At 69.8% G+C, this 19,470-nt stretch carries 14 protein-coding genes; 5 read left to right on the forward strand and 9 right to left on the reverse strand.

Annotated elements, in window-relative coordinates:
* Positions 1-17 precede the first annotated feature (17 nt).
* Together treZ and AB0K67_RS18260 are read left to right on the forward strand one after the other, a co-directional pair.
* Entirely contained in the window at positions 18-1,751 is a 1,734-nt protein-coding gene (treZ, locus tag AB0K67_RS18255; protein ID WP_364060864.1) for a malto-oligosyltrehalose trehalohydrolase, read from the forward strand.
* Positions 1,752-1,942: 191 nt separating this feature from the next.
* Complete coding sequence (locus AB0K67_RS18260; protein WP_364060867.1) at positions 1,943-3,304, forward strand: hypothetical protein; 1,362 nt, start codon at positions 1,943-1,945, stop codon at positions 3,302-3,304.
* Positions 3,305-3,396: 92 nt separating this feature from the next.
* Here the strand turns inward: AB0K67_RS18260 and AB0K67_RS18265 are convergent, their stop codons facing one another.
* From AB0K67_RS18265 to AB0K67_RS18300, 8 genes are all read right to left on the reverse strand, one after another.
* Positions 3,397-4,989: an FAD-dependent monooxygenase gene (locus AB0K67_RS18265; RefSeq protein ID WP_364060870.1), complete on the reverse strand. Its 1,593-nt coding sequence runs from the start codon at positions 4,987-4,989 to the stop codon at positions 3,397-3,399.
* A gap of 1,429 nt (positions 4,990-6,418) precedes the next feature.
* Positions 6,419-6,709 carry an MTH1187 family thiamine-binding protein gene (locus AB0K67_RS18270; RefSeq protein ID WP_364060873.1) on the reverse strand — a complete coding sequence of 97 codons (291 nt, stop codon included), beginning with the start codon at positions 6,707-6,709 and terminating at the stop codon, positions 6,419-6,421.
* Between the two features lie 817 nt (positions 6,710-7,526).
* Complete coding sequence (locus AB0K67_RS18275) at positions 7,527-7,853, reverse strand: hypothetical protein (protein ID WP_364060876.1); 327 nt, start codon at positions 7,851-7,853, stop codon at positions 7,527-7,529.
* 10 nt (positions 7,854-7,863) lie between these two features.
* The gene (locus tag AB0K67_RS18280) at positions 7,864-8,541 is read right to left on the reverse strand and encodes a uracil-DNA glycosylase (RefSeq protein ID WP_364060879.1); all 678 of its coding nucleotides are present in this window, start codon (positions 8,539-8,541) and stop codon (positions 7,864-7,866) included.
* 540 nt (positions 8,542-9,081) lie between these two features.
* Positions 9,082-9,993 carry a carbohydrate ABC transporter permease gene (locus AB0K67_RS18285; protein WP_364060882.1) on the reverse strand — a complete coding sequence of 304 codons (912 nt, stop codon included), beginning with the start codon at positions 9,991-9,993 and terminating at the stop codon, positions 9,082-9,084.
* Positions 9,990-11,330 (reverse strand): sugar ABC transporter permease, encoded by a 1,341-nt coding sequence (locus AB0K67_RS18290; RefSeq protein ID WP_364061382.1) that lies wholly within the window; start codon positions 11,328-11,330, stop codon positions 9,990-9,992. The genes AB0K67_RS18285 and AB0K67_RS18290 overlap by 4 nt, the downstream gene beginning before the upstream one ends.
* Positions 11,331-11,378: 48 nt before the next feature.
* On the reverse strand, positions 11,379-12,704 hold the full coding sequence (locus AB0K67_RS18295) for an ABC transporter substrate-binding protein (RefSeq protein WP_364060884.1): 1,326 nt from the start codon (positions 12,702-12,704) through the stop codon (positions 11,379-11,381).
* 7 nt (positions 12,705-12,711) lie between these two features.
* A complete protein-coding gene (locus AB0K67_RS18300) occupies positions 12,712-13,959 on the reverse strand; it encodes an ABC transporter substrate-binding protein (RefSeq protein ID WP_364060886.1) in 1,248 nt (415 codons plus the stop codon).
* Between the two features lie 130 nt (positions 13,960-14,089).
* On the opposite strand from AB0K67_RS18300, the gene AB0K67_RS18305 reads away from it, so the two are divergent.
* Genes AB0K67_RS18305 through AB0K67_RS18315 form a run of 3 tightly spaced genes read left to right on the forward strand, consistent with a single transcriptional unit; the run spans position 14,090 to position 17,585 of the window.
* The gene (locus tag AB0K67_RS18305; protein ID WP_364060889.1) at positions 14,090-14,596 is read left to right on the forward strand and encodes a PadR family transcriptional regulator; all 507 of its coding nucleotides are present in this window, start codon (positions 14,090-14,092) and stop codon (positions 14,594-14,596) included.
* Positions 14,593-15,321, forward strand: a complete 729-nt coding sequence (locus tag AB0K67_RS18310; protein ID WP_364060892.1) for an ABC transporter ATP-binding protein — start codon at positions 14,593-14,595, stop codon at positions 15,319-15,321. The genes AB0K67_RS18305 and AB0K67_RS18310 overlap by 4 nt, the downstream gene beginning before the upstream one ends.
* Entirely contained in the window at positions 15,318-17,585 is a 2,268-nt protein-coding gene (locus tag AB0K67_RS18315) for an FtsX-like permease family protein (RefSeq protein WP_364060895.1), read from the forward strand. Before AB0K67_RS18310 ends, AB0K67_RS18315 begins: the two co-directional genes overlap by 4 nt.
* On the opposite strand, the gene treS is transcribed toward AB0K67_RS18315, so the two are convergent.
* A complete protein-coding gene (gene treS, locus AB0K67_RS18320; protein WP_364061385.1) occupies positions 17,572-19,335 on the reverse strand; it encodes a maltose alpha-D-glucosyltransferase in 1,764 nt (587 codons plus the stop codon). The genes AB0K67_RS18315 and treS overlap by 14 nt on opposite strands.
* Positions 19,336-19,470 lie beyond the last annotated feature (135 nt).

Genomic DNA, 19,470 nt, shown 5'->3' on the forward strand with positions numbered 1-19,470 from the left:
CACCGAAGGCGACGGCGGTGGAAGTCGAGACCCTGGGCTCCCGCCGGGCGATGGAACGCGGCGAAGGAGGGTGGTGGTCGCTGGAGGTCGCGGAGGCCGGCCACGGCACCCGGTACGCGTACCTGGTGGACGGCGACGGCCCCTTCCCCGACCCGCGCTCCCGCCGCCAGCCCGAGGGCGTCTTCGGGCCGAGCGCCGTCTACGAGCACGACCGCTTCACCTGGTCCGACCACGACTGGAAGGGCCGCGACCTGCGCGGCGGCGTGATCTACGAGCTGCACATCGGCACGTTCACTCAGGAGGGGACGTTCGCCGCCGCCATCGAGAAGCTGCCGCACCTCGTCGAGCTGGCCGTGGACTTCGTCGAGATCATGCCGGTCGCGCCCGTGCCCGGCACGCGCAACTGGGGCTATGACGGGGTCGATCTGTACGCGGTGAACGAGACGTACGGCGGGCCCGACGGGCTCAAGATGTTCGTGGACGCCTGCCACCGGGCCGGGATCGGCGTCATCCTCGACGTCGTCTACAACCACCTCGGGCCGTCCGGCAACTTCCTGCGGCCGTTCGGGCCGTACTTTGCCGGGTTCGAGGGCAGCTACTGGGGCGAGGCGGTCAACCTCGACGGGCCCGGCTCCGACGAGGTGCGCCGCTACTTCATCGGCAACGCCCTGCAGTGGCTGCGCGACTACCACATCGACGGGCTGCGCCTCGACGCCGTGCACGCGCTCCACGACCGGCGCGCCACCCATCTGCTGGCCGAGCTGTCCGCCGAGGTGGACGCGCTGGCCTGCGCCGTCGGGCGTCCCCTGGCGCTGATCGCCGAGTCCGACCTCAACGACCCCCGCATGGTCCGCTCGCTCGACGCGGGCGGCCTCGGCATGACAGCGCAGTGGAACGACGACGTCCACCACGCCCTGCACTGCGCGGTCTCCGGCGAGAGCCACGGCTACTACCAGGACTTCGCCGATCTCTCCGCGCTCGCCAAGGTGCTCACGCAGGGGGTCGTGCACGACGGTACGTACTCCAGCTTCCGCGCCCGCTCCCACGGCGCCTCCTTCGCCGGCGTCCCCGGTCATCGGCTCGTCGCCTGCCTGCAGAACCACGACCAGATCGGCAACCGCCCGCTCGGCGACCGGCTCTCGTTGACGGCGCTCAAACTCGGCGCCGGGCTGCTGCTCACCTCGCCGTTCACGCCGATGCTGTTCATGGGGGAGGAGTGGGGCGCGCGCTCGCCGTTCCTGTTCTTCTCCGACCACGTGGACCCCGAGCTGCGGGAGAGCGAGGGGACGCGGCGCGAGCGGGAGTTCGTCGGCTTCGGCTACCGGTGGGACGCGCCCGATCCGTCCGACGAGGAGACGTTCCTGCGCTCCAAGCTCGACTGGAGCGAGGTGAAGGAGGAGGCGCACTGGTCGCTGCTGTGCTGGTACCGCGACCTGATCGCGTTGCGCAAGGCCATGCCCGAGCTGTCCGACCCGCGGCTCGACCGGGTGCGGGTGGAGATCGATCCTTTGTCGCGGTGGCTGCTCATGTGGCGGGGGACGCTGGCGGTGGCGGTGAACTTCGCGGACGAGACGGTGACGGTGCCGGTGGGGAGAGGGCCGGTGGGGAGAGGGCCGGTGGGGAGAGGGCCGGTGGGGAGGGGACCGGTGGGGAAGGGGACGGTGCTGCTCGCGTCGGACGAGCCGGTGAAGTACGACGAGAACGGCCTGCGCCTCCCCGGCCAGTCACTAGCGATCACCCGCCCCGCCTGACCCTCGTACGCACGGGCCAGAGGACTGTCCACAGACCGCGCCGCCCCGCAAGTACCTGTCCACAGAATGGAGTTCGGATCCTCGGGCCCCACCCGCCTTCGCCGATCCTGGGTGCCTCCTGATCCGGAGCTCGGCTCCCTTGGCCGGATCGTCGCAGCCCGTTCACCCACGTTTCCGCGAAGGCACGACCAATGAAGATCACTCTCCCCCTGCCTGCGACGACGACCTGCCGCTTCGTCGTCGCCATGGAGCGCCTGCCGTTCGATCCCACGTCCTTCATCCCGTGGCGAATAGGCGCCCCCTACCGGCGTGCGGCGATCACCGCCGCGTCCACCGGCATGCTCACGGTGACCCACCACCCCACGCCGTGGAAACCGGCGGGCACCGGCCTCACCGATGACGACAGACGCCGCCTGCGCCGTACCAAGCAGCACCTCGTGGTCACCTCGACGGCACCACCGCACCGGCTGCCCACCGCCGCGCAGGTGGCGAGAGCGGCGGCCAGAGCCCTGGCCAAGGAGTGCGACGGCATCCTGATCGACCCGCTGACCGCTACGACCATCCTCACCTGCGGCCGCTGCTCGGGCGAGCCCACCCACTTCCGCCTCACCGACGACTGGCTGTCCTGGGACGTCCAGGTCCACGACGCCGCCACCTGCCCGCCCTGGGACCCCGCCGACCCGGGCGCCTGCGACTGCCTGCGGGTCACGTCGAGGGGCCTGCGCCGCTTCGCCCTCCCCGAGATCACGCTCGACGGCGCCTCCTGCGCCCACAGCCTCTGCGCGACCAACCTCCTGCGCACGGTCGCCAACCGCCTGGTGACCGACCACCTGTCCTACCTCAACGCCCACCCGGGAGCCGCCGCCCGCAAGATAGACGACTTTCTCCGCATCCACCCCTCTGACCTGCCGGACGGCGGCCTGCCCTTCGGCGTTCAGCTCACGCCGTACGACGCCGACGCGGGCGAGCTGGGCCGCACTGGCAGCATCCGCCGCCTCAAGATCGGCCCGGCCCCCGGCGCCGGCCGGATCACCTGCCTCAAGGTCGGCCCGCCCTCGGGCTTCAGCGGCTCACTCAACTCCTGGCTCTGCGCCACCCAAGCTGGCCGCCACGCCCCCGTGGCTCGCTCTCAGGCCACCATCACCACCCCCGCCCCCGACCCCCGCACAGCCGCGACCGCAGAGACCTCAGGCACCCCGGCCCCTGCCGCCGCAACGGCAACCGTCGCCTCGCTCACGCCCGCCACCGGTACGGCTGCTGCCACGGGAGATTCCGGCGCTCCGGCCTCGGCCCCCTCCGTCACACCCGAAAGCCACAGCGCCGTTGCTGCCGAGGGCTCTTTCACCTCGGCCCCCGTGACAGTGCTCGCTTCCGATGCCCGCACCACCGTTCCTGCGGAGGAGGATCCTGCCGACTCGGCCACCGTCACCTCGCTCACCCCCGCTACCCGAGCTGCGCGCAGAACAACTGGTCCAGGCGAGCACGCCGCAGAGATCGCATGCGACCTGAGCAGGCTGGATCCTGGCGACTTCGACGCCGCCATGGCCGCATGACCCCCTTGGTGAGGGCCCGAACCTGCCGGTCGGCACCCGCCCGCGCAGGACCCCGCAGAGTCTCCTCGATCAGAGGCCGGGCGAGTCCGGACTCAGCGGCTGAGGATGCGGCGGAGGACGCGTTCCAGAGTGCCCATCGGGTCGGGGCCGGCCTCGGGGGAGCGCCAGGCCACGTACCCGTCCGGCCGGACGAGGACGGCCCCGCTCTCGGTCACGCCGTACCGCTCGGTGAAGCGCCCTTCCACGTCGATCAGCTCGTCACCCACGAGCAGCCGGGTGAGGCGGATCCCGAGCCGCTCCTTGACCAGCCGCCCAGCGTCCATCCACGCCTGACCGCCGGGCTTGGCGGCCAGCAGGACGAACCCGGAGCCGAACAGGTCGATGGTGGAGATCCGCTGGCCGGCCCAGTCGAGCACGACGTGCGGGGCGCGGCTGCCGGGCCGCCCGGTCGGGACGCGCGGGTCCTCAAGAAGCGAGCCGTCGTCGCCGGGCTCGTCGATGATGGCCGTGGAGTGGTAGCGGCGGCCGAGGAGCACGCCGACCGGGTCCTTCAAGGGCTCGGGGTAGCCGACGCGGGCCTCGGGCGGCATGCGGACGCCGAGGTTGGCGAGCTGCGCGTCGGCCATCAGCTCGCCGATGGGACGGCGCTCGGCGTCGTAGGTGTCCAGGAAGTCCGGTCCCGCCTGCCCGGTGAGCACGAGCCAGAGCCGCCAGGCCAGGTCGCAGCCGTCCTCGAGGGCGGTGCTGCCGCCCTGCCCGCCGGTGGGCGGCATGGTGTGGGCGGCGTCGCCGGCGAAGAACACCCGCCCGACGCGATAGGTGTCGGCCAGCACGTGGGAGATGCTGAACACGGGCCGGTCGAGGACGCGTACGTCGAGGTCCGGCCGCCCGGTGGCCAGGCGTACCAGCTCGACGCAGCGTTCGTCGGTGAAGTCGGCCTCGGTCTCGCCCTCCTTGAGGTTGACGCCGAGCACGTGGCACCCGGTCCCGGTGCCGGTGACGATCACGCCGGTGAAGACGTCGTTCTGCAGGTACCAGAGGGTGACCTCGCGGTCCCTGACCAGGCCGGACAGGTCGGCGTCGAACATGATCGAGCACAGCCGGCTCAGCGGGCCCTTGCCGGAGGTCGGGACGTTCAGCGCCTTGCGGAGCGGGCTGCGGGAGCCGTCGGCGGCCACCACGTAGTCGGCCCGTACGAGGCGGTCGCCGTCCTTGTCCCTGATCCGCGCGGTCACGCCGGTGCCGTCCTGCTCGAGGGAGATCAGCTCGGTGGAGAAGCGCAGGTCGGCGCCGAGGTCTTCGGCCTTCCTGCGCAGGATGCGCTCGACCTCCGCCTGCGGCGCGCCCACCCTGGGGGCGGGGCTGAGGTCGGACAGGAAGGCGAGATCCTCATCCTCGTGGATGATCATGTGGGGCTGCGGGTCGGCCAGGCTCGAGGCGATCGCGATGCGCATGTCGTCCCCGATGCCCGCCCAGATGGCGTTCAGCTCCTCCTCGATGCCCGGTACGATGCGCAGGAGTTCGAGCGCCTGCGGCCCCACCCCGAACGCCTTGGGCTGCACGGACGTGCTCGCGTGCCGCTCGACCAGCATGACGGGGATCTCGCGCCAGGCCAGGAGCGTCGCCGCGCTCAAGCCCGCGTACCCGCCGCCGACCACCAGGACCGGCACTCGCTCTTGCTCCATTGCCCGCTACCTCCGAGTCGCGTACTATCGCGTTTACGCGAGTCACGATATGTCGCGTGCATCGCGACAGTCAAGATATATCTCGACTTCGTTCTCTGCGATCTTTGGGGACTGCTCGGTGTCGTACGTGCCGTACGGCCCTGGCGTTCTAGCCAGTCCCTGGGCGGAGCGAGCGGCGCACAGCGTTCCCGAGCCGAGCGGAGGAGGTGGCGGTCGGCCCTCCCGTTCGAGACGGGAGCCCACCGGCGGCTTCACCTCGAAAGTCGCGGCTGCCCTGTTCGCGTCAGGGGCTCACCGACGGTTCCGCCTCGGAGGTCGCGGGGTGCCCGGTTCACAGCAGTTGACCCATCGACGGCTTCCATCTCGGAGGTCGCGGGGTGCCTGGTTCGGGGCATGACCCATCGACGGCTTCCATCTCGAAGGTCGGTCGCAGCGGTCGCGGAGGGGTGCCCGGCGGCGCGAGTCGCCGCAGCGCGTCCGGGCGGTACAACGGGAGGCGACGGCGGTGAAGAACGCCATCCGATTGCGGAACGGCAGCGTCCGGTCGAACCTCACGCCGGCAGGCTCGACGTTCCGGTCTTCGTACAAGGGACCTTGGCCGCCTCCTCCTTCGACGCCCGCGGCACGACGACGCGGTCAGCCGACTGCGGCGGCGCGGCGGTGCGGTCAGCCGACTGGGGCGTGGCGGTGCGTTTAGTCCACCGCGGTGTGGTGTCGGTGCGTTTAGTCCACGGGGGTGTGGTGGCGGGGTCAGCCGACGACGGCATGGCGGCGCGGCCGGCCGATCGTGGCGTGATGGTGAGGTCAGCCGACGGTGACGCGATGGTGGGGCCGGCCGATCGCGGTGTGTCGGTGCGGCCGGCCGATCGTGGCGTGATGGTGAGGTCAGCCGACGGTGACGCGATGGTGGGGCCGGCCGATCGCGGTGTGTCGGTGCGGCCGGCCCACCGTGACGCGAGGGCATGGCCAGCCGGCTCTGGCGTGACGGCGCGCCATCATGATCGGGACGCCACGATCGCCACCATAGAGCGGGTCTGCTCAACGGCGTGTGTGCGACCCTGCTTGTCCTGCGCCGTCGGCCTTGCGATCAGGTCGGTGGTCCGGTCTGAGCGCTCAGGCTACGACCGGTCCGAGCGGTCGGGTTGAACGACCAGTCCGAGCGGTCGGGCCGAGCGGTCGGTCCGAGCGGTCGGGCTGAACGGCCGGTCCGAGCGCTCGGAGGGAACGCTGGGCGGTTGAGGTGGGCTGAGGGGGCAGACGGCGGGCGCGAGCCCCGGCCACGTATGCGTTCGGCGCGGAGGCCGGCGCGAGGATGGCGAGCCATTAGATGGCGGCGGTGCAGGTCAGCGCAGTCCCGGTGCTCAGGGGCCAGCCGGCCGAGGAAGGCGGCGATGGCCGTACCGAGCAGGGCTGAGTGCGAGGCCGGAGGTCAGGAGAGGTGGCGTTCGAGGGATTCGAGCTTGGACGTCATGCCGTCCGTGACGCCTTCCCTGATGTCGGCCTTCAGTACGAGGCTGACCCGCGGCGCCACCTCGGCCACCGCGTCCACGGCGCGCTTGACGACGTCCATGACCTCGTCCCACTCGCCTTCGATGGTGGTGAACATCGCGTCCGTACGGTTGGGCAGCCCGCTGTCGCGGACGACCTTGACGGCGCGGGCGACGTGCTCGGCGACTCCCTCGCCGACGCCCAGCGGGGTTATGGAGAATGCGACGATCATGGGAGCTTCCTCTCGGCGATCTCAGAAGCAGATCCTAACCAGCGAGCGCCCATGCCCTTCCTGGGGCCGAGTCCTTCTTGCGGGCCGAGGTGCCTCTGTGGGCCGAGGTGCCTCTGTGGGGTGAGGTGCTTCTATGGGCTGAGGCGTTCCTGTGGGCGACGTGGGAAGGCCGTTGCGTCGCCGCAGACCCTCTTTCCGCCAACCCGTCTTCCGATACCGCCTCCTCCGCACTCCCCTTGCTAACGCCTCCTTCGCAGACCACGCTCCTTCGAATTGCGCTCCTGTAGGCCGTCTCGGGTGGGTCGCCGCGGGCCTGGGCCGTGCTCCTGTGGGCTGTGTTCGCGTGGATGGCGTTAGTGCGGTCGTGCTCGCGTGGATCGCGCTGGTGCGGGTCGTGCTTGCGTCGGTGGTGCTGATGCGGGCTGTGCTCGCCTGGGGCGCGCGGGTCAGGGCATGCTCGCCTGGGGCGCGCGAGCCAGGGGTGTGCCCGCGTGAGGTGCGCTGCCGCGAGCCGTGCTCTTGTGGCTGTGTTCGCGTGGACCGCCTTGGTGCGGGTCGTGCTCGCGTGGGTGGTGCTGGACGGGCTGTGCTCGCCTGGGTCGTGCTTGTGTGGACCGCGGGCCGTGGCCGGCGCTCCCGTGAATCTTGAGCTCGGCTGGAGAAGCGCACCAAGGTCAGACGGGTGAAGCCGACACCTGTCCTAGCCGGCCGTCTTGCCTATGCCGGGGGCGTTCGAGTCGGGAAGGGGGGAGTGGGGGGAGGGTGATCGAGCGAAGAGCCACGACGCTCGGAAAACGCCGTGGCCGCCGCCGTACGGTCACGCGTGGTCGTGCTCTTCCTCGTCCTCTTCCTCGCTCGGCCCCTCGGACGGCTCGACGCCGAGGACGGCTTCGCGAGGTTCGATCTCGTCGATGTGGTCGACGAGCTGCAGCACGTGATCGGGTTCGATCAGCCACTGCAGGGCGGAGGCGCCGCTGTCGTCGGATGCGACCAGTTCGGCCTGCTCCGTGCGCTCCTCCTCGGTTAGGTCGGCGTCGGGGTGCCTGATCTCACGCAGCGCCGCCGCCTGAAGCGCGTCCATGTCGAGCACTTCGACGGTCAGCTCGACCGTGAGGCGCAGGAACTTCGGTTCTTCATCACTCATGGCGACGATGCTAGGGCAGCTTCCACTCGACAGGCGCGGCGCCTTGCTGGATGAGGAGCTCATTGGCACGGCTGAAGGGCCGCGAGCCGAAGAAGCCGCTGCGTGCGGAGAGCGGGGAGGGGTGGGCGGACTCGATGCGCGGGACGTCGCCGAGCATGGGGGCCAGGTTGCGGGCGTCGCGGCCCCACAGGATGGCGACCAGGGGCTTGCCCCGGGCGACGAGGGCGCGGATGGCCTGCTCGGTGACCTCTTCCCAGCCCTTGCCGCGGTGGGAGGCGGGCTTGCCCGGCATGACGGTGAGCACCCTGTTGAGCAGCAGCACACCCTGCTCGGCCCACGGGGTGAGGTCGCCGTTGGAGGGGCGGGGCAGGCCGAGGTCGCTCTCCATCTCCTTGAAGATGTTGACCAGGCTGCCCGGCAGCGGCCTGACGTCGGGGGCGACGGAGAACGACAGCCCGACGGGGTGTCCTGGCGTGGGGTAGGGGTCCTGCCCCACGATCAGCACCTTGACGTCATCGAAGGGCTGGTTGAAGGCGCGCAGGACGTTCGCGCCGGCGGGCAGGTACTGCCTGCCTTCGGCGAGCTCCTTGCGGAGGAAGTCGCCCATCTGGGCGATCCGATCTGCGACGGGCTCCAGCGCGCGGGCCCATCCGGCTTCGACGACTTCGTGCAGTGGACGACCGGCCATGAAGGTTGAGCTTAGTCAGGTCTGGTACGGCTTGCCGCCGAAACGTCTGCCCTGGCCGTACCAGAATGATCACAAGGGAGCCCTGCACCGTCCTGGGCGCCGGCCCATCCTCGCAGGCGGCACATCCCGTGCTGGGGGCGAAGACGAGGGTGTTAGGAGGTCCTGCGAGGGGCGCGGGCGGCGGGTGCCGGTGACGTACTGACGTCCCAGCGGTGGGTGCCGGTGACGTGCCGATGTCCCAGCGGTGGGTGCCGCTGACGTGCCGACGTCCCGAGACGCGCGAGCGCCCGCATGCGAACGCGCCAAGACGCGCCAAGACACGCCGAACGCACTAAGACGCGCCGAACGCGCCAAGACGCGCCGAACGCGCCAAGACGCGCCCACGCGCCCGAGGCGCGCGAGCGCCCACTTGCCGAACGTGCCTAAGACGCGTCCACGCGTCGAGCGCGCCCAAGTCGCGCGCCCACAGCCCTCGAAACGTGCGAGCGCCCGCCCACCTCGAGCGGGTGGGCGGGCGCCTCCGTCAGCCGGCGTGGCCCGTCACTTCACGGAGCCGGCCATCATGCCCTGGACGAAGTACCGCTGGAACGCGAAGAACAAGATCAGCGGAATGATCAGCGACATGAACGCGCCCGACGACAGGATGTCGACGTTCGATCCGAACTGCCGCATCTGAGACTGCAGATACTTGGTCATCGGCTGGTTGCCGGTGTTGGCGAAGACCAGCGCGATGAGCATGTCATTCCACACCCACAGGAACTGGAAGATGCCCAGCGAGGCGATGGCGGGCTTGCCCAGCGGGAAGACGACCGAGCGGAAGATCTTCCACTCGGAGGCGCCGTCCATGCGGGCGGCCTCCAGCAGCGAGGCGGGGATGCCGACGAAGAAGTTCCGCAGCAGGAAGATCGCGAACGGCAGGCCGAACGCGACGTGGAACAGCACCACGCCGGGGATCGAGCCGAAGATCCCGGTGGCGCCGTAGAAGGACGCGATGGGGATCAGCGCGATCTGGATCGGCACGATGAGCAGGCCGACCACGACGAGGAAGGCGAGGTCGCGGCCGGGGAAGTCGACCCAGGCGAAGGCGTACGCCGCCATGGCCGCGATGCCGATCACCAGGATCGTGCTGGGCACCGTGATGAGGACGGTGTTCCAGAACGAGGCGGTGAACCCGCTGCCGAGCAGGTTGGCGTAGTTCTGCAGGGTCAGCTCGGCCGGCTTGGTGAAGATCGTCCACCAGCCTTCGGCGTTGTTGACCTGCGTCGTACGCAGCGAGACGACGAGCAGGCCGAGGGTCGGCACCAGCCAGAACAGGCCGAGCAGGATCATGACGACCTGGACGACTCCGCCGCCCACGCGATCGACGATCTTGCCCAGCGTGCCCCGCTGCGGCGCGCCCGAGGCCACCCCCGACGGCGCGCCGGAGGATGCGGTGGCGGTCGCGGTGGTCATGACTCTCCCCTCCGGAACCGTCGGATGTTCATGATCATGAAGGGAAGGACCAGGATGAGCAGGAAGACGGCCAGTGCGCTGCCCAGCCCCTGGTTGTTACCGCCGCCGAACGACACGCGCCACATCTCGAGCGCGACCACGTTCGCCTGCGGCTGCACCGAGGACGGGGCGATGATGAACACCAGGTCGAACACCTTCAGGGTATTGATGATCATCGTCACGAAGACGACGAGCAGGACCGGCGACAGCAGCGGCACGGTGATCTTGCGGAACACCTGCCACTCCGTGGCGCCGTCGATGCGGGCGGCCTCCAGCGCGTCACGCGGGATGCCCGCGAGGCCGGCGGCGATGAGCACCATGGCGAAGCCGGCCCAGACCCAGACGAACGCGCCGATGATCGCCGGGGTGATGAGCGTCGGGCCGAGCCAGGTCAGGCCGTTGTAGGCGGCCTCGAAGTTGTCCTTCGGCAGCCGTACGGTGTAGGCGCCGTCGGCCAGGCCCTCGAAGCGGAAGGTGCCGTCGGCGGCGGTCGTGGCGGTGGCCTTGACCTCGCCGTTCTGCACGGCCTCGACGGTCATGCCGGGCAGGCCCTTCTCGGTGCCGTCCACGACGTTGGTCTGGCCGCCGCCGCCCGGCGTGAAGTCGAACCACACCGTTCCGGACAATCCCGGTCCGGCCGTGGCGGCCTTGGCGGGCTCGGCGTCGGCGGGCAGCACGTCCGGCTTGACGCCGACGATCGGGATCAGCACCGGCTGCCCGGTCTGGACGGGCTGCTTGGTGACGACCGCGCCGTTGTCGGCGGCGACGGGCGACTGGTCGCCCTCGCGCGGACGGGCCTCGGGGTAGCCCTGCGAGGAGGAGAACGTGTCGTGGACGGTGGTGAGGATGGCGTTGGCCAGGCCCTTGTCGGGGTTCTCCTCGTAGACGAGGCGGAAGATGACGCCCGCGGCCATCAGGGAGACGGCCATGGGCATGAACACGATCAGCTTGAACGCGGTGGCCCACTTGATCCGCTCGGTCAGCACCGCGAAGATCAGTCCCAGCGTGGTGACGATGATCGGTGCGACGACGACCCAGATGAGGTTGTTGCGGATCGTGGTGAGCATGCCCGAATCGGTGAAGATCGTGGCGTAGTTGCCCAGGCCCACGAATCCGGTGCCCGCGGCGTCGAAGAGGCTCCGGAAGATGGAGTAGACGATCGGATAGACCACCCAGATGCCCAGCAGCAGCGCCGCTGGGAGGAGGAAGGCGATGGCGACCGCCGGGGAGGGGCCGAGGCGTTGTCTCGTGCGGGGGGTTTCAGCCGGTCCGGTGGGAGGCTCGCCCGCGGTGGCCACGGGCGAGTCCTGCCGGCCGTCCAACCGTTCGGTCACGGCCTTACCTCTTTACTTCCAGGCCTTCTTGGCCTCGGCTTCGAGCGCCTCCTGGGTGCCCTTGACATCGCTGGGGTTGCGCAGGAAGTCCTGCAGGACCTTCCACTCGCCCTTGCCATCCGTGCCACCGAACGCGCTGGGGGCGAGGTCGGACATGTCGTAGCGGACCGCGTCACCGGCGGAGACGATGGTCTGGCCGAGCTGCTTGGTCAGCGGGTCGGGGTAGTTGTCGGGGGAGACGTTCTTGTTGGGCGACAGGTAGCCGGGGAGCTTGGCCCAGACCTCGCCGCCCTCCTTGGAGGCGAGGAACTGCACCAGCGCCATCGCGCCGGGGCTGTCCTTCATCGCCACGGCGACGTCGCCGCCGAGCACGACCGGGGTGGTGTCACCGGCCTTGGGGAACGGGAAGTACTTCGCCTCCTCGCCGACCTTGGCGCCCGACTGGTCGGCCTCGACGGCCACGAAGTCGGCCTCGATGACCATGGCGGCCTTGTCGGTGCCGTACACCTTGCTGACGCAGGTGGGGAAGTCGGTCTGCATGGTGCCGGAGGTGCCGTCGACCAGGAACTCGCTCTTGGAGACGATCTGCTGGATCTTCTCCAGGGCGGTCTTGACGGAGTCGTCGGTCCACGGGATCTCGTGCTTGGAGAGCTTGTCGTAGTTCTCCGGGCCGGCGGTGGACAGGTAGACGTTCTCGAAGAGGTCGGTGAGCGTCCAGCCGGAGGCGCCGCAGAACGAGAACGGCGGGGTGCCGGAGTCGGCCAGCGTCTGCGCGGCCTTGACCATCTCGTCCCAGTTGGTGGGCGGCTGCACGCCGGCGTCCTCGAACGCCTGCGAGCGGTACCAGACCAGCGACTTGTGCGCGGCCTTGACCAGCACGCCGTACACCTTGCCGTCGACGGAGCCGAGCTCCTTCCAGTACGGCGTGTAGTTGGCGTCGATCTCCTTGATGACGTCGTCGGTGAGCGGCTTGAGCGCGCCCTGCTCGGCGTACTGCTGGACCAGGCCCGGCTGCGGCAGGATGGCCACGTCGGGCGGGCTGCCGCCCTGGATGCGCGGGCCGAGGTAGGCGCCGGTGTCCTCACCGGTGGAGGCGTAGGTGACCTCGGCGCCGGTCTTGTCGGAGAAGGCCTTGAGCACCTGCTCGAAGTTCTTCTGCTCCGCCCCGGTCCACTTGGCGGCGACTTCGAGCTTCACGCCCTGGAGCGGCTTGGCGCCGCCGTCGGACGCGGAGGCCGACTCCGACGCCGTGGGCTCCGTGGTGGTCGGCGCGTTGCCGCAGGCGGCGACGGCTACCGCGAGCCCGGCCAGGATCGCTGCTGCTCTGCCTTTTCGCATGGCTGCCTCACTGGGTTCTGATGATCTCTTCGAGTTCGGATTTCATGGAGGCCGCCACGTCGTCTGCGGCCCCGGGGGAGGGATTGCTGAGCGCTTCGGCGACCGAACTGGCGATCACGAGGCTCAGCTGGTTGTAGTTGGCGCTCACCGGCCGTGGCCGGGCGGCGAGAATGCTCTCTTTGAGCACGGGCAGGTAGGGGAAGCGCTTGATCAGCGCGGGGTCGTCGTAGAGCTCGGCCCACACGGGCGGGAACGAGCCCTCAGTGAGGACCCGGCGCTCGTTCTCCAGGCTCGTGAAGTAGCGGATGAACTCCTGCGCGGTCTGCTGGTGCTTGGAGAAGGCGCTGACCGCCAGGTTCGCGCCGCCCAGCGTGCTGGAGCCGGGGCCGTTCAGCCCGGGCAGCCGGGTCACGCCCAGCTTGTCGCCCAGCTTGGCCCTGGCCGGTCCGTACGCGTGCGGCCAGTTGCGGGCGAAGGCCAGCCGTCCCTCCTGGAACGCCAGGCGGGACTCCTCTTCCTTGTAGCTCAGCGACTCCCGGGGGATCCATCCCTCGCGCAGGCCCTGGAGCAGGAACTCGATCGCGGTCGCGCCCTTGGCCGGATCGAGGGTCACCTCGGTGCCGTCGCGGTTGACGATCTCGCCGCCGGCCGACTGGACGGCTTCGGAGAAGTTGACCGTGAGCCCCTCGTAGGCCAGGAACTGCCCGGCATAGCCTCCTATGTTGTGCTTTTTCGTGATTTGGCGGGCCTGGTCGCGTAGCTCGGCCCATGTCCTGGGCGGCTTCTTGACCAGGTCCTTCCGGTAATAGAGCAGCCCCGCGTTACTGGTGAACGGGACGGCCCACAGCTTGTCCTTATAGATCGCCGTCTCCACGACGGGCGGCAGGAACCTGTCGAGCGGGAACAACCCGCGCTCCAGGGGGATGATCCAGCCGTTCTCCGCGAATTCGGCGGTCCAGAAGACGTCAAGCCCGAGCACGTCGTACCGGCTGCTCTGGGCCTGGAGGTTCGCCGCCATCTGAGCGCGTTGCTCGTCGGCGGCTTCGGGCAGCTCCAGCAGCGTCACCTTCTCGGCCGGGTGGGCCTGGTTCCAGCGATCCAGCAGGGGTTGCAGGTACGCCGTGGTGTCGCGTCCGGTGGCGAAGGTGATCGGGCCTGTTCCGCTCGTTCCCTTTTCGCCGCCGCCCGCATCGCCCGTCGCCGCGCAGCCGGCCGCCAGGAGCACGGCCAGGAGCAGCGGCAGCGGACGAAGCACCCTGTTTCCTCCGTGTTCAGAGTGTTTTACATACGTGTTAGGTAGATGGATTCATGTTATGCACACCTGTAATCTGTAGGTCAACGGATTGCTTCGTAACGCCTACGTAACAGGACGCGGGGAGGTGGCGGTGCGGCTTCACCTGCTGGCGCTCCTGGCCAAAGAGCCGGCTCACGGCTACGAGCTCAAACAGGCACTGGAGCAGACCTTCGGCAGTGCCTATCCCTCCCCCAACATCGGCCAGATCTACGTCACCCTCGGCAGGCTGGAGAAGGACGGCCTGGTCCGGTCGGTCGACGTCGAGCAGTCCAACCGGCCCAACAAAAAGGTCTACTATCTGACCGCCAAGGGCCGGGAGGTGCTGGAGGCCTGGGTCGACGAGCCGACCGAGGGTCCCCGGGTGCGCGACGAGTTCTTCATGAAGCTCGTGCTCGCCCCCCTCACCGGCATCGCCGACCGGATGGTCCTGATCAACCGCCAGCGCCGCCACTATCTGTCACTCATGAGCGATCTCAACGACCTCCTGGCCGCCACCTCGCCGACGGACCGCGTGGCGATGCTGCTCATCGAAGGAGCCATGCTGCATCTGCAGGCGGATCTTGACTGGCTCGAGAGGTGCCAGGAGGATCTGGCATGAGCTCGGTTGTGAAAACGGTCAATCTGGTCAAAATCTACCAGGATGGCGCGGTGCCGGTTCCCGCGGTGCGCGGGGTGGACCTCCAGGTCGAGCCGGGCGAGTTCGTCGCCATCATGGGGCCGTCGGGCTCGGGGAAGTCCACGCTCGTCCACATGCTGGGCGGGCTCGACGCGCGTACGAGCGGGGAGATCTGGCTCGACGGCAAGCGCGTCGACACGCTGTCGGAGAGCGCCTGGGCGCTGCTGCGCCGCAAGAAGATCGGCTTCGTCTTCCAGTTCTTCAACCTGGTCGCCAACATGACCGTCGGCGACAACGTCGAGCTGCCCGCGCTGCTGGCCGGGGCCTCGCCCAAGGTCGCGCGCGAGCGCCGCGAGACCCTGCTGACCGCGCTCAACCTCAGCGACAAGGCCGACGCCGCGCCCGCCCAGCTCTCCGGCGGCGAGCAGCAGCGGGTGGCCCTCGCCAGAGCGCTGGCCAACCAGCCCAGCCTGCTGCTGGCCGACGAGCCCACGGGCAACCTCGACAGCCGCAACACCCGTGACGTGCTCAACCTGCTCAGCAAGGTCCACAAGGAGGGACAGACCATCGTCATGGTCACCCACGACGCCCGCGTGGCGAGCCTCGCCGACCGGGTGGTGTCGCTGTTCGACGGCGAGATCGTCGACGACGGCCGCATCGCCCGCCGCCGTACCCGCACCGCGGGCGAGGTGATCGACCTCCGATGAGCGCGTCACTGGCCGGAAGCCGGTGGATCAGGGCCGATCTACGGGCGAGGAAGGGCCAGGCCGCGCTGACCGTGCTGGTCGTGGCCGGCATCGTCGCCGCGCTGATCACCGCGGCGACCCTGCTCGAAGAGGGCACGAACCCGTGGCGCAGCCTGTTCGCCCAGACCGACGGCGCGCACGTGTGGCTCTACACCAAGGACAGCCCCCAGGTCGCCCTGGGCGGCATCGACGGCGTCACCCAGATCGCGGGCCCCTACCGGTCGGCCCCCGTCACCGTGGCGCAGAACGGCAAGAAGGAGCCGGCCGCGCTGCGCGCCATGCCGGCCACCCCGCCCGCCGTCGCGCATCCCGTGGTCTCCGAGGGCAGGTGGCTCGATCCGTCCCAGCCCGACGGGGTGGTGGTCGAGCGCTCCTTCGCCGAGTCGCTGGGGTTGCGCATCGGCGCCCCGTTCACGATCATCGCGCTCAGCGGCGAGCGGCACACCCTGTACGTACGCGGCATCGCCGACTCCGCCGAGCAGGGCTTCTACCCTGAGTGGACGCCGGGCCTGGCGTACGTGCTGCCGCTCATGCTGGACCGCATCGAGCCCATGCTGGGCCGCAGCGAATGGGTGACCGGGCTGCGCCTGGACGACCCTGAAGCCTCCCAGGTGGTCTCCCAGCGCGTCGTGGTCATGCTGGAGGACCGCCTCCAGCGCGTCTACACCTGGCGCGAGGTACGCGCCGCCATGGAGCTGGACAACCGCCTGCTGGGCACGCTGCTCGCGCTCTTCGGCGTGGTGGGCATCGTGGCCGCCGCGCTCGCGCTGGCCAACGCCGCCGGCGGCCGGGTGCTCGGGCAGCTCCGCGACCTCGCCACGCTCAAGTCCATGGGCTTCACCAGGGGCCAGATCGCGCTGCTGCTCCTGGTCGAGCACGGCGCGCTCGGCCTGCTCGGCGTGGCCGTCGGCACGGTGGCGGGCTGGGCGCTGATGGTCGCCCTGCTCGGCCCCACCTCCGTCGCGCCCGTCCCCGTGCTGGCCATCGTGGCGGGCACGGCCCTGCTCGTGCTGGCCGCCGTCGGCGTGCCCGCCTGGCGGGGCGGCCGTACGCCGCCGATCCCCGCCGCGCCCGCGGCACCGCCCCAGGGCCACCTGTCCAGGCTGGCCCGCCTGGCCCTCCTCGTACGCCTCCCGCCCGCCCTCGTGCTCGGCACCCGCGACGCCTTCACCCGCAGGGTGCCCGCGTTCCTGACGGCGTTCGGGCTCGCCGTGCCGATGATGATGATCACCATCGGGCTGGGCGTGTGGGCCACGCTGGACAACTTCCTCGCGCACCCCGAGCAGGTGGGCCAGCACGCCGCGCTCTACGTACGCCCCGGGAAGATGGAGCCCGCCGCGGCCGAGCGGCTGGCGCAGCAGGACCGCGACGTCAGCGCCGTCTACGCGGGCACCGACGTCAACGCGCTCGCCCCCGGAGAGGCCCGCTCGGTCAGGGTGCGGGCGATCGGCAGCTCCACCGACCCCTACCCGTTCCCGGTGGTCGAAGGCCGCATGTACGACCGCCAGGGCGAGGCCGTGGCCGGTCAGGGCCTGCTCGACCTGCTGGGGGTCAAGATCGGCGACCGGGTGCGGCTCACGGTGGGCGGCACCCCGCTGATCGTCAGGATCGTCGGCAGGACCGTCGAGCCCGAACAGGACGGCGAGGTGCTCTCCGTCGGCATCGACAGCCTGGCGGCCAAGGACTCCGTGCCGCCCGAGTACTACGCGCTGGCGCTCAAGCCCGGCGCCGACCCCGGCGAGGTGCGGGGGAGGCTGCTCGCGGAGTCGGGGGAGAGCCTCGACGTGCAGGTGGCCGTCAACCCGGCGGACCGGCTGTCGATCATCCGCGTGGTGATCGTGGCGATGATCGCCGTGCTGGCCCTCATCGGCCTGGCCAACCTCCTCACCGCCAGCGCGCTCGGCCTGCGCGACCACGCCTTCGACCTGGCCGTGCTCAAGGCCATGGGGCTGACCCCGCGCCAGGTCATGGCCACGCTCGTGACCGGCGCGGGCCTGCTGGTCGTGCTCGGCGTGGGCGTGGGCGCGGCGGCGGGGGTCAGCGTCGTCACCGGTCTGATCGACCTTCAGGGCCACAACAGCGGCGTTGGCGCGGGCATCGGCCGCGCGCCGTCGCCGCTGACGCTGGCGGTCACCGTACTGGTGGCCGTGGGCACGGCCCTTGCGGTCGCGCTGATCCCTGCGCGCCGCGCGGCCCGTGCCCAGGTGCCGGTCACTTCCCGCTGACCGTCTCCAGCTCGCCCTCACGCGCCTCAGACGCGGACTGCCCTGACTGCGCCGTCTGCTCGTCCTTCTGGAGCGCGAACCAGTAGAAGCCGTGCCCCGGCAGCGTGAGCAGGTAGGGCAGCTCCCCGATGCGCGGGAACTGCACGCCGCCGCGCGCCTCGACCGGGATCCAGCCCTCGAAGCGGCGCAGGTCCAGCTCCACCGGCTGCGGGAACTTCGACAGGTTGTTGACGCACAGCATCACGTCGTCGCCGTCCTCGCGCACGTACGTCAGCACGCACGGGTTGGACGACCACATCTCCGTGTACGCCCCCACGCCGAACACCGGGTGCTGCCGCCTGATGGCCAGCATCCTGCGGGTGAAGTGCAGCAGCGACCCCTCGTGCCGCTGCTGGGCCTCCACGTTGACCGCCTGGTACCCGTAGATCGGGTCCATGACCGCGGGCAGGTAGAGGCGGCCAGGGTCGGCCGTGGAGAAGCCGGCGTTGCGGTCGGGGCTCCACTGCATCGGCGTGCGGACCGAGTCGCGGTCCTCCAGCCAGATGTTGTCGCCCATGCCGATCTCATCGCCGTAGTAGATGATCGGCGAGCCGGGCAGCGACAGCAGCAGCGCCGTGAACAGCTCGATCCGGTCCCGGTCGTTGTCGAGCAACGGGGCGAGACGCCGCCGGATGCCGAGGTAGGCCCGCATGCGCGGGTCCTTGGCGTACTCCTTGTGCATGTAGTCGCGCTCTTCCTCGGTCACCGTCTCGAGCGTCAGCTCGTCGTGGTTGCGCAGGAAGATGCCCCACTGGCCGTTCTCGGGCAGCTTGGGGGTGCGGGACATGATCTCGGAGATCGGCTCGCGGGTCTCCTTCTTCACCGCCATGTAGATACGCGGCATCAACGGGAAGTGGAACGCCATGTGGCACTCGTCGCCGCCCGTCGTCGGGTCGCCGAAGTACTCCACAACGTCCTCAGGCCAGCCGTTGGCCTCGGCCAGCAGCACGCGGTCGGGGTAGAGGCGGTCGACCTCGGCCCGGATCTTCTTCAGGTACGCGTGCGTCTCCGGCAGCCCGGCGCAGGCCGTGCCCTCACGCTCGAACAGGTACGGCACCGCGTCCAGGCGGAACCCGTCGATGCCCAGGTCCAGCCAGAACCGCAAGACCTCGAGCATGGCCTCCTGCACCGCCGGGTTGTCATAGTTCAGGTCCGGCTGGTGGTGGAAGAAACGGTGCCAGTAGTACTGCTTGCGCACCGGGTCGTACGTCCAGTTGGACTCCTCGGCGCCGACGAAGATGATCGGCGCGTCGGGGTAGCCGCCGGGGTGGTCGGCCCACACGTAGAAGTCGCCGTACGGCCCTTCGGGGTCATGCCGGGATGCCTGGAACCAGGGATGCCGGTCGCTGGTGTGATTCATCACGAGGTCCGTGATGATCCGCAGGCCGCGGCTGTGGGCGGCCTCGACCAGCTGTACGAAGTCCCCCAGGTCCCCGAAGTCCGGAAGGATCTTCATGTAGTCCGAGATGTCATAACCGCCGTCGCGCAGCGGCGACTCGTACAACGGCAGCAACCACAGGCAGTCGACACCGAGCCACTTGAGGTAGTCAAGCTTCTCGATGAGACCGCGAAGGTCACCGGTCCCGTCGCCGTTGGAGTCCTTGAACCCCCGGACGAGAACCTCGTAAAACACCGCCCGCTTGTACCAGAGCGGATCCTCCGAGATGAAGTCCTCGGAGACCGGCTCCGGCGTTGGGGATGCGTTGATCATGATGTCGCTCACAGGAAGAGATGTGGGCAGGACGAAGTCACCGGTTACCCCGGCGTTGTTGATTGGTGACCGCGCCGCGTGGGGTCGTCATCCCTGCGAACCCCACTGCCCTGGACGGGACCGGATTTGTGATCT

The organism is Nonomuraea sp. NPDC052634 (assembly GCF_040678535.1).
Taxonomy (GTDB): domain Bacteria; phylum Actinomycetota; class Actinomycetes; order Streptosporangiales; family Streptosporangiaceae; genus Nonomuraea; species Nonomuraea fastidiosa.

Coding starts and splice junctions, on each gene's coding strand:
- AB0K67_RS18270 (WP_364060873.1), bottom strand. CDS start 6,709: ATGATCGTCGCATTCTCCATAACCCCGCTGGGCGTCGGCGAGGGAGTC.
- AB0K67_RS18310 (WP_364060892.1), top strand. CDS start 14,593: ATGAGCTCGGTTGTGAAAACGGTCAATCTGGTCAAAATCTACCAGGAT.
- AB0K67_RS18275 (WP_364060876.1), bottom strand. CDS start 7,853: ATGAGTGATGAAGAACCGAAGTTCCTGCGCCTCACGGTCGAGCTGACC.
- AB0K67_RS18260 (WP_364060867.1), top strand. CDS start 1,943: ATGAAGATCACTCTCCCCCTGCCTGCGACGACGACCTGCCGCTTCGTC.
- treS (WP_364061385.1), bottom strand. CDS start 19,335: ATGATCAACGCATCCCCAACGCCGGAGCCGGTCTCCGAGGACTTCATC.
- AB0K67_RS18265 (WP_364060870.1), bottom strand. CDS start 4,989: ATGGAGCAAGAGCGAGTGCCGGTCCTGGTGGTCGGCGGCGGGTACGCG.
- AB0K67_RS18315 (WP_364060895.1), top strand. CDS start 15,318: ATGAGCGCGTCACTGGCCGGAAGCCGGTGGATCAGGGCCGATCTACGG.
- AB0K67_RS18285 (WP_364060882.1), bottom strand. CDS start 9,993: ATGACCACCGCGACCGCCACCGCATCCTCCGGCGCGCCGTCGGGGGTG.
- AB0K67_RS18295 (WP_364060884.1), bottom strand. CDS start 12,704: ATGCGAAAAGGCAGAGCAGCAGCGATCCTGGCCGGGCTCGCGGTAGCC.
- AB0K67_RS18280 (WP_364060879.1), bottom strand. CDS start 8,541: ATGGCCGGTCGTCCACTGCACGAAGTCGTCGAAGCCGGATGGGCCCGC.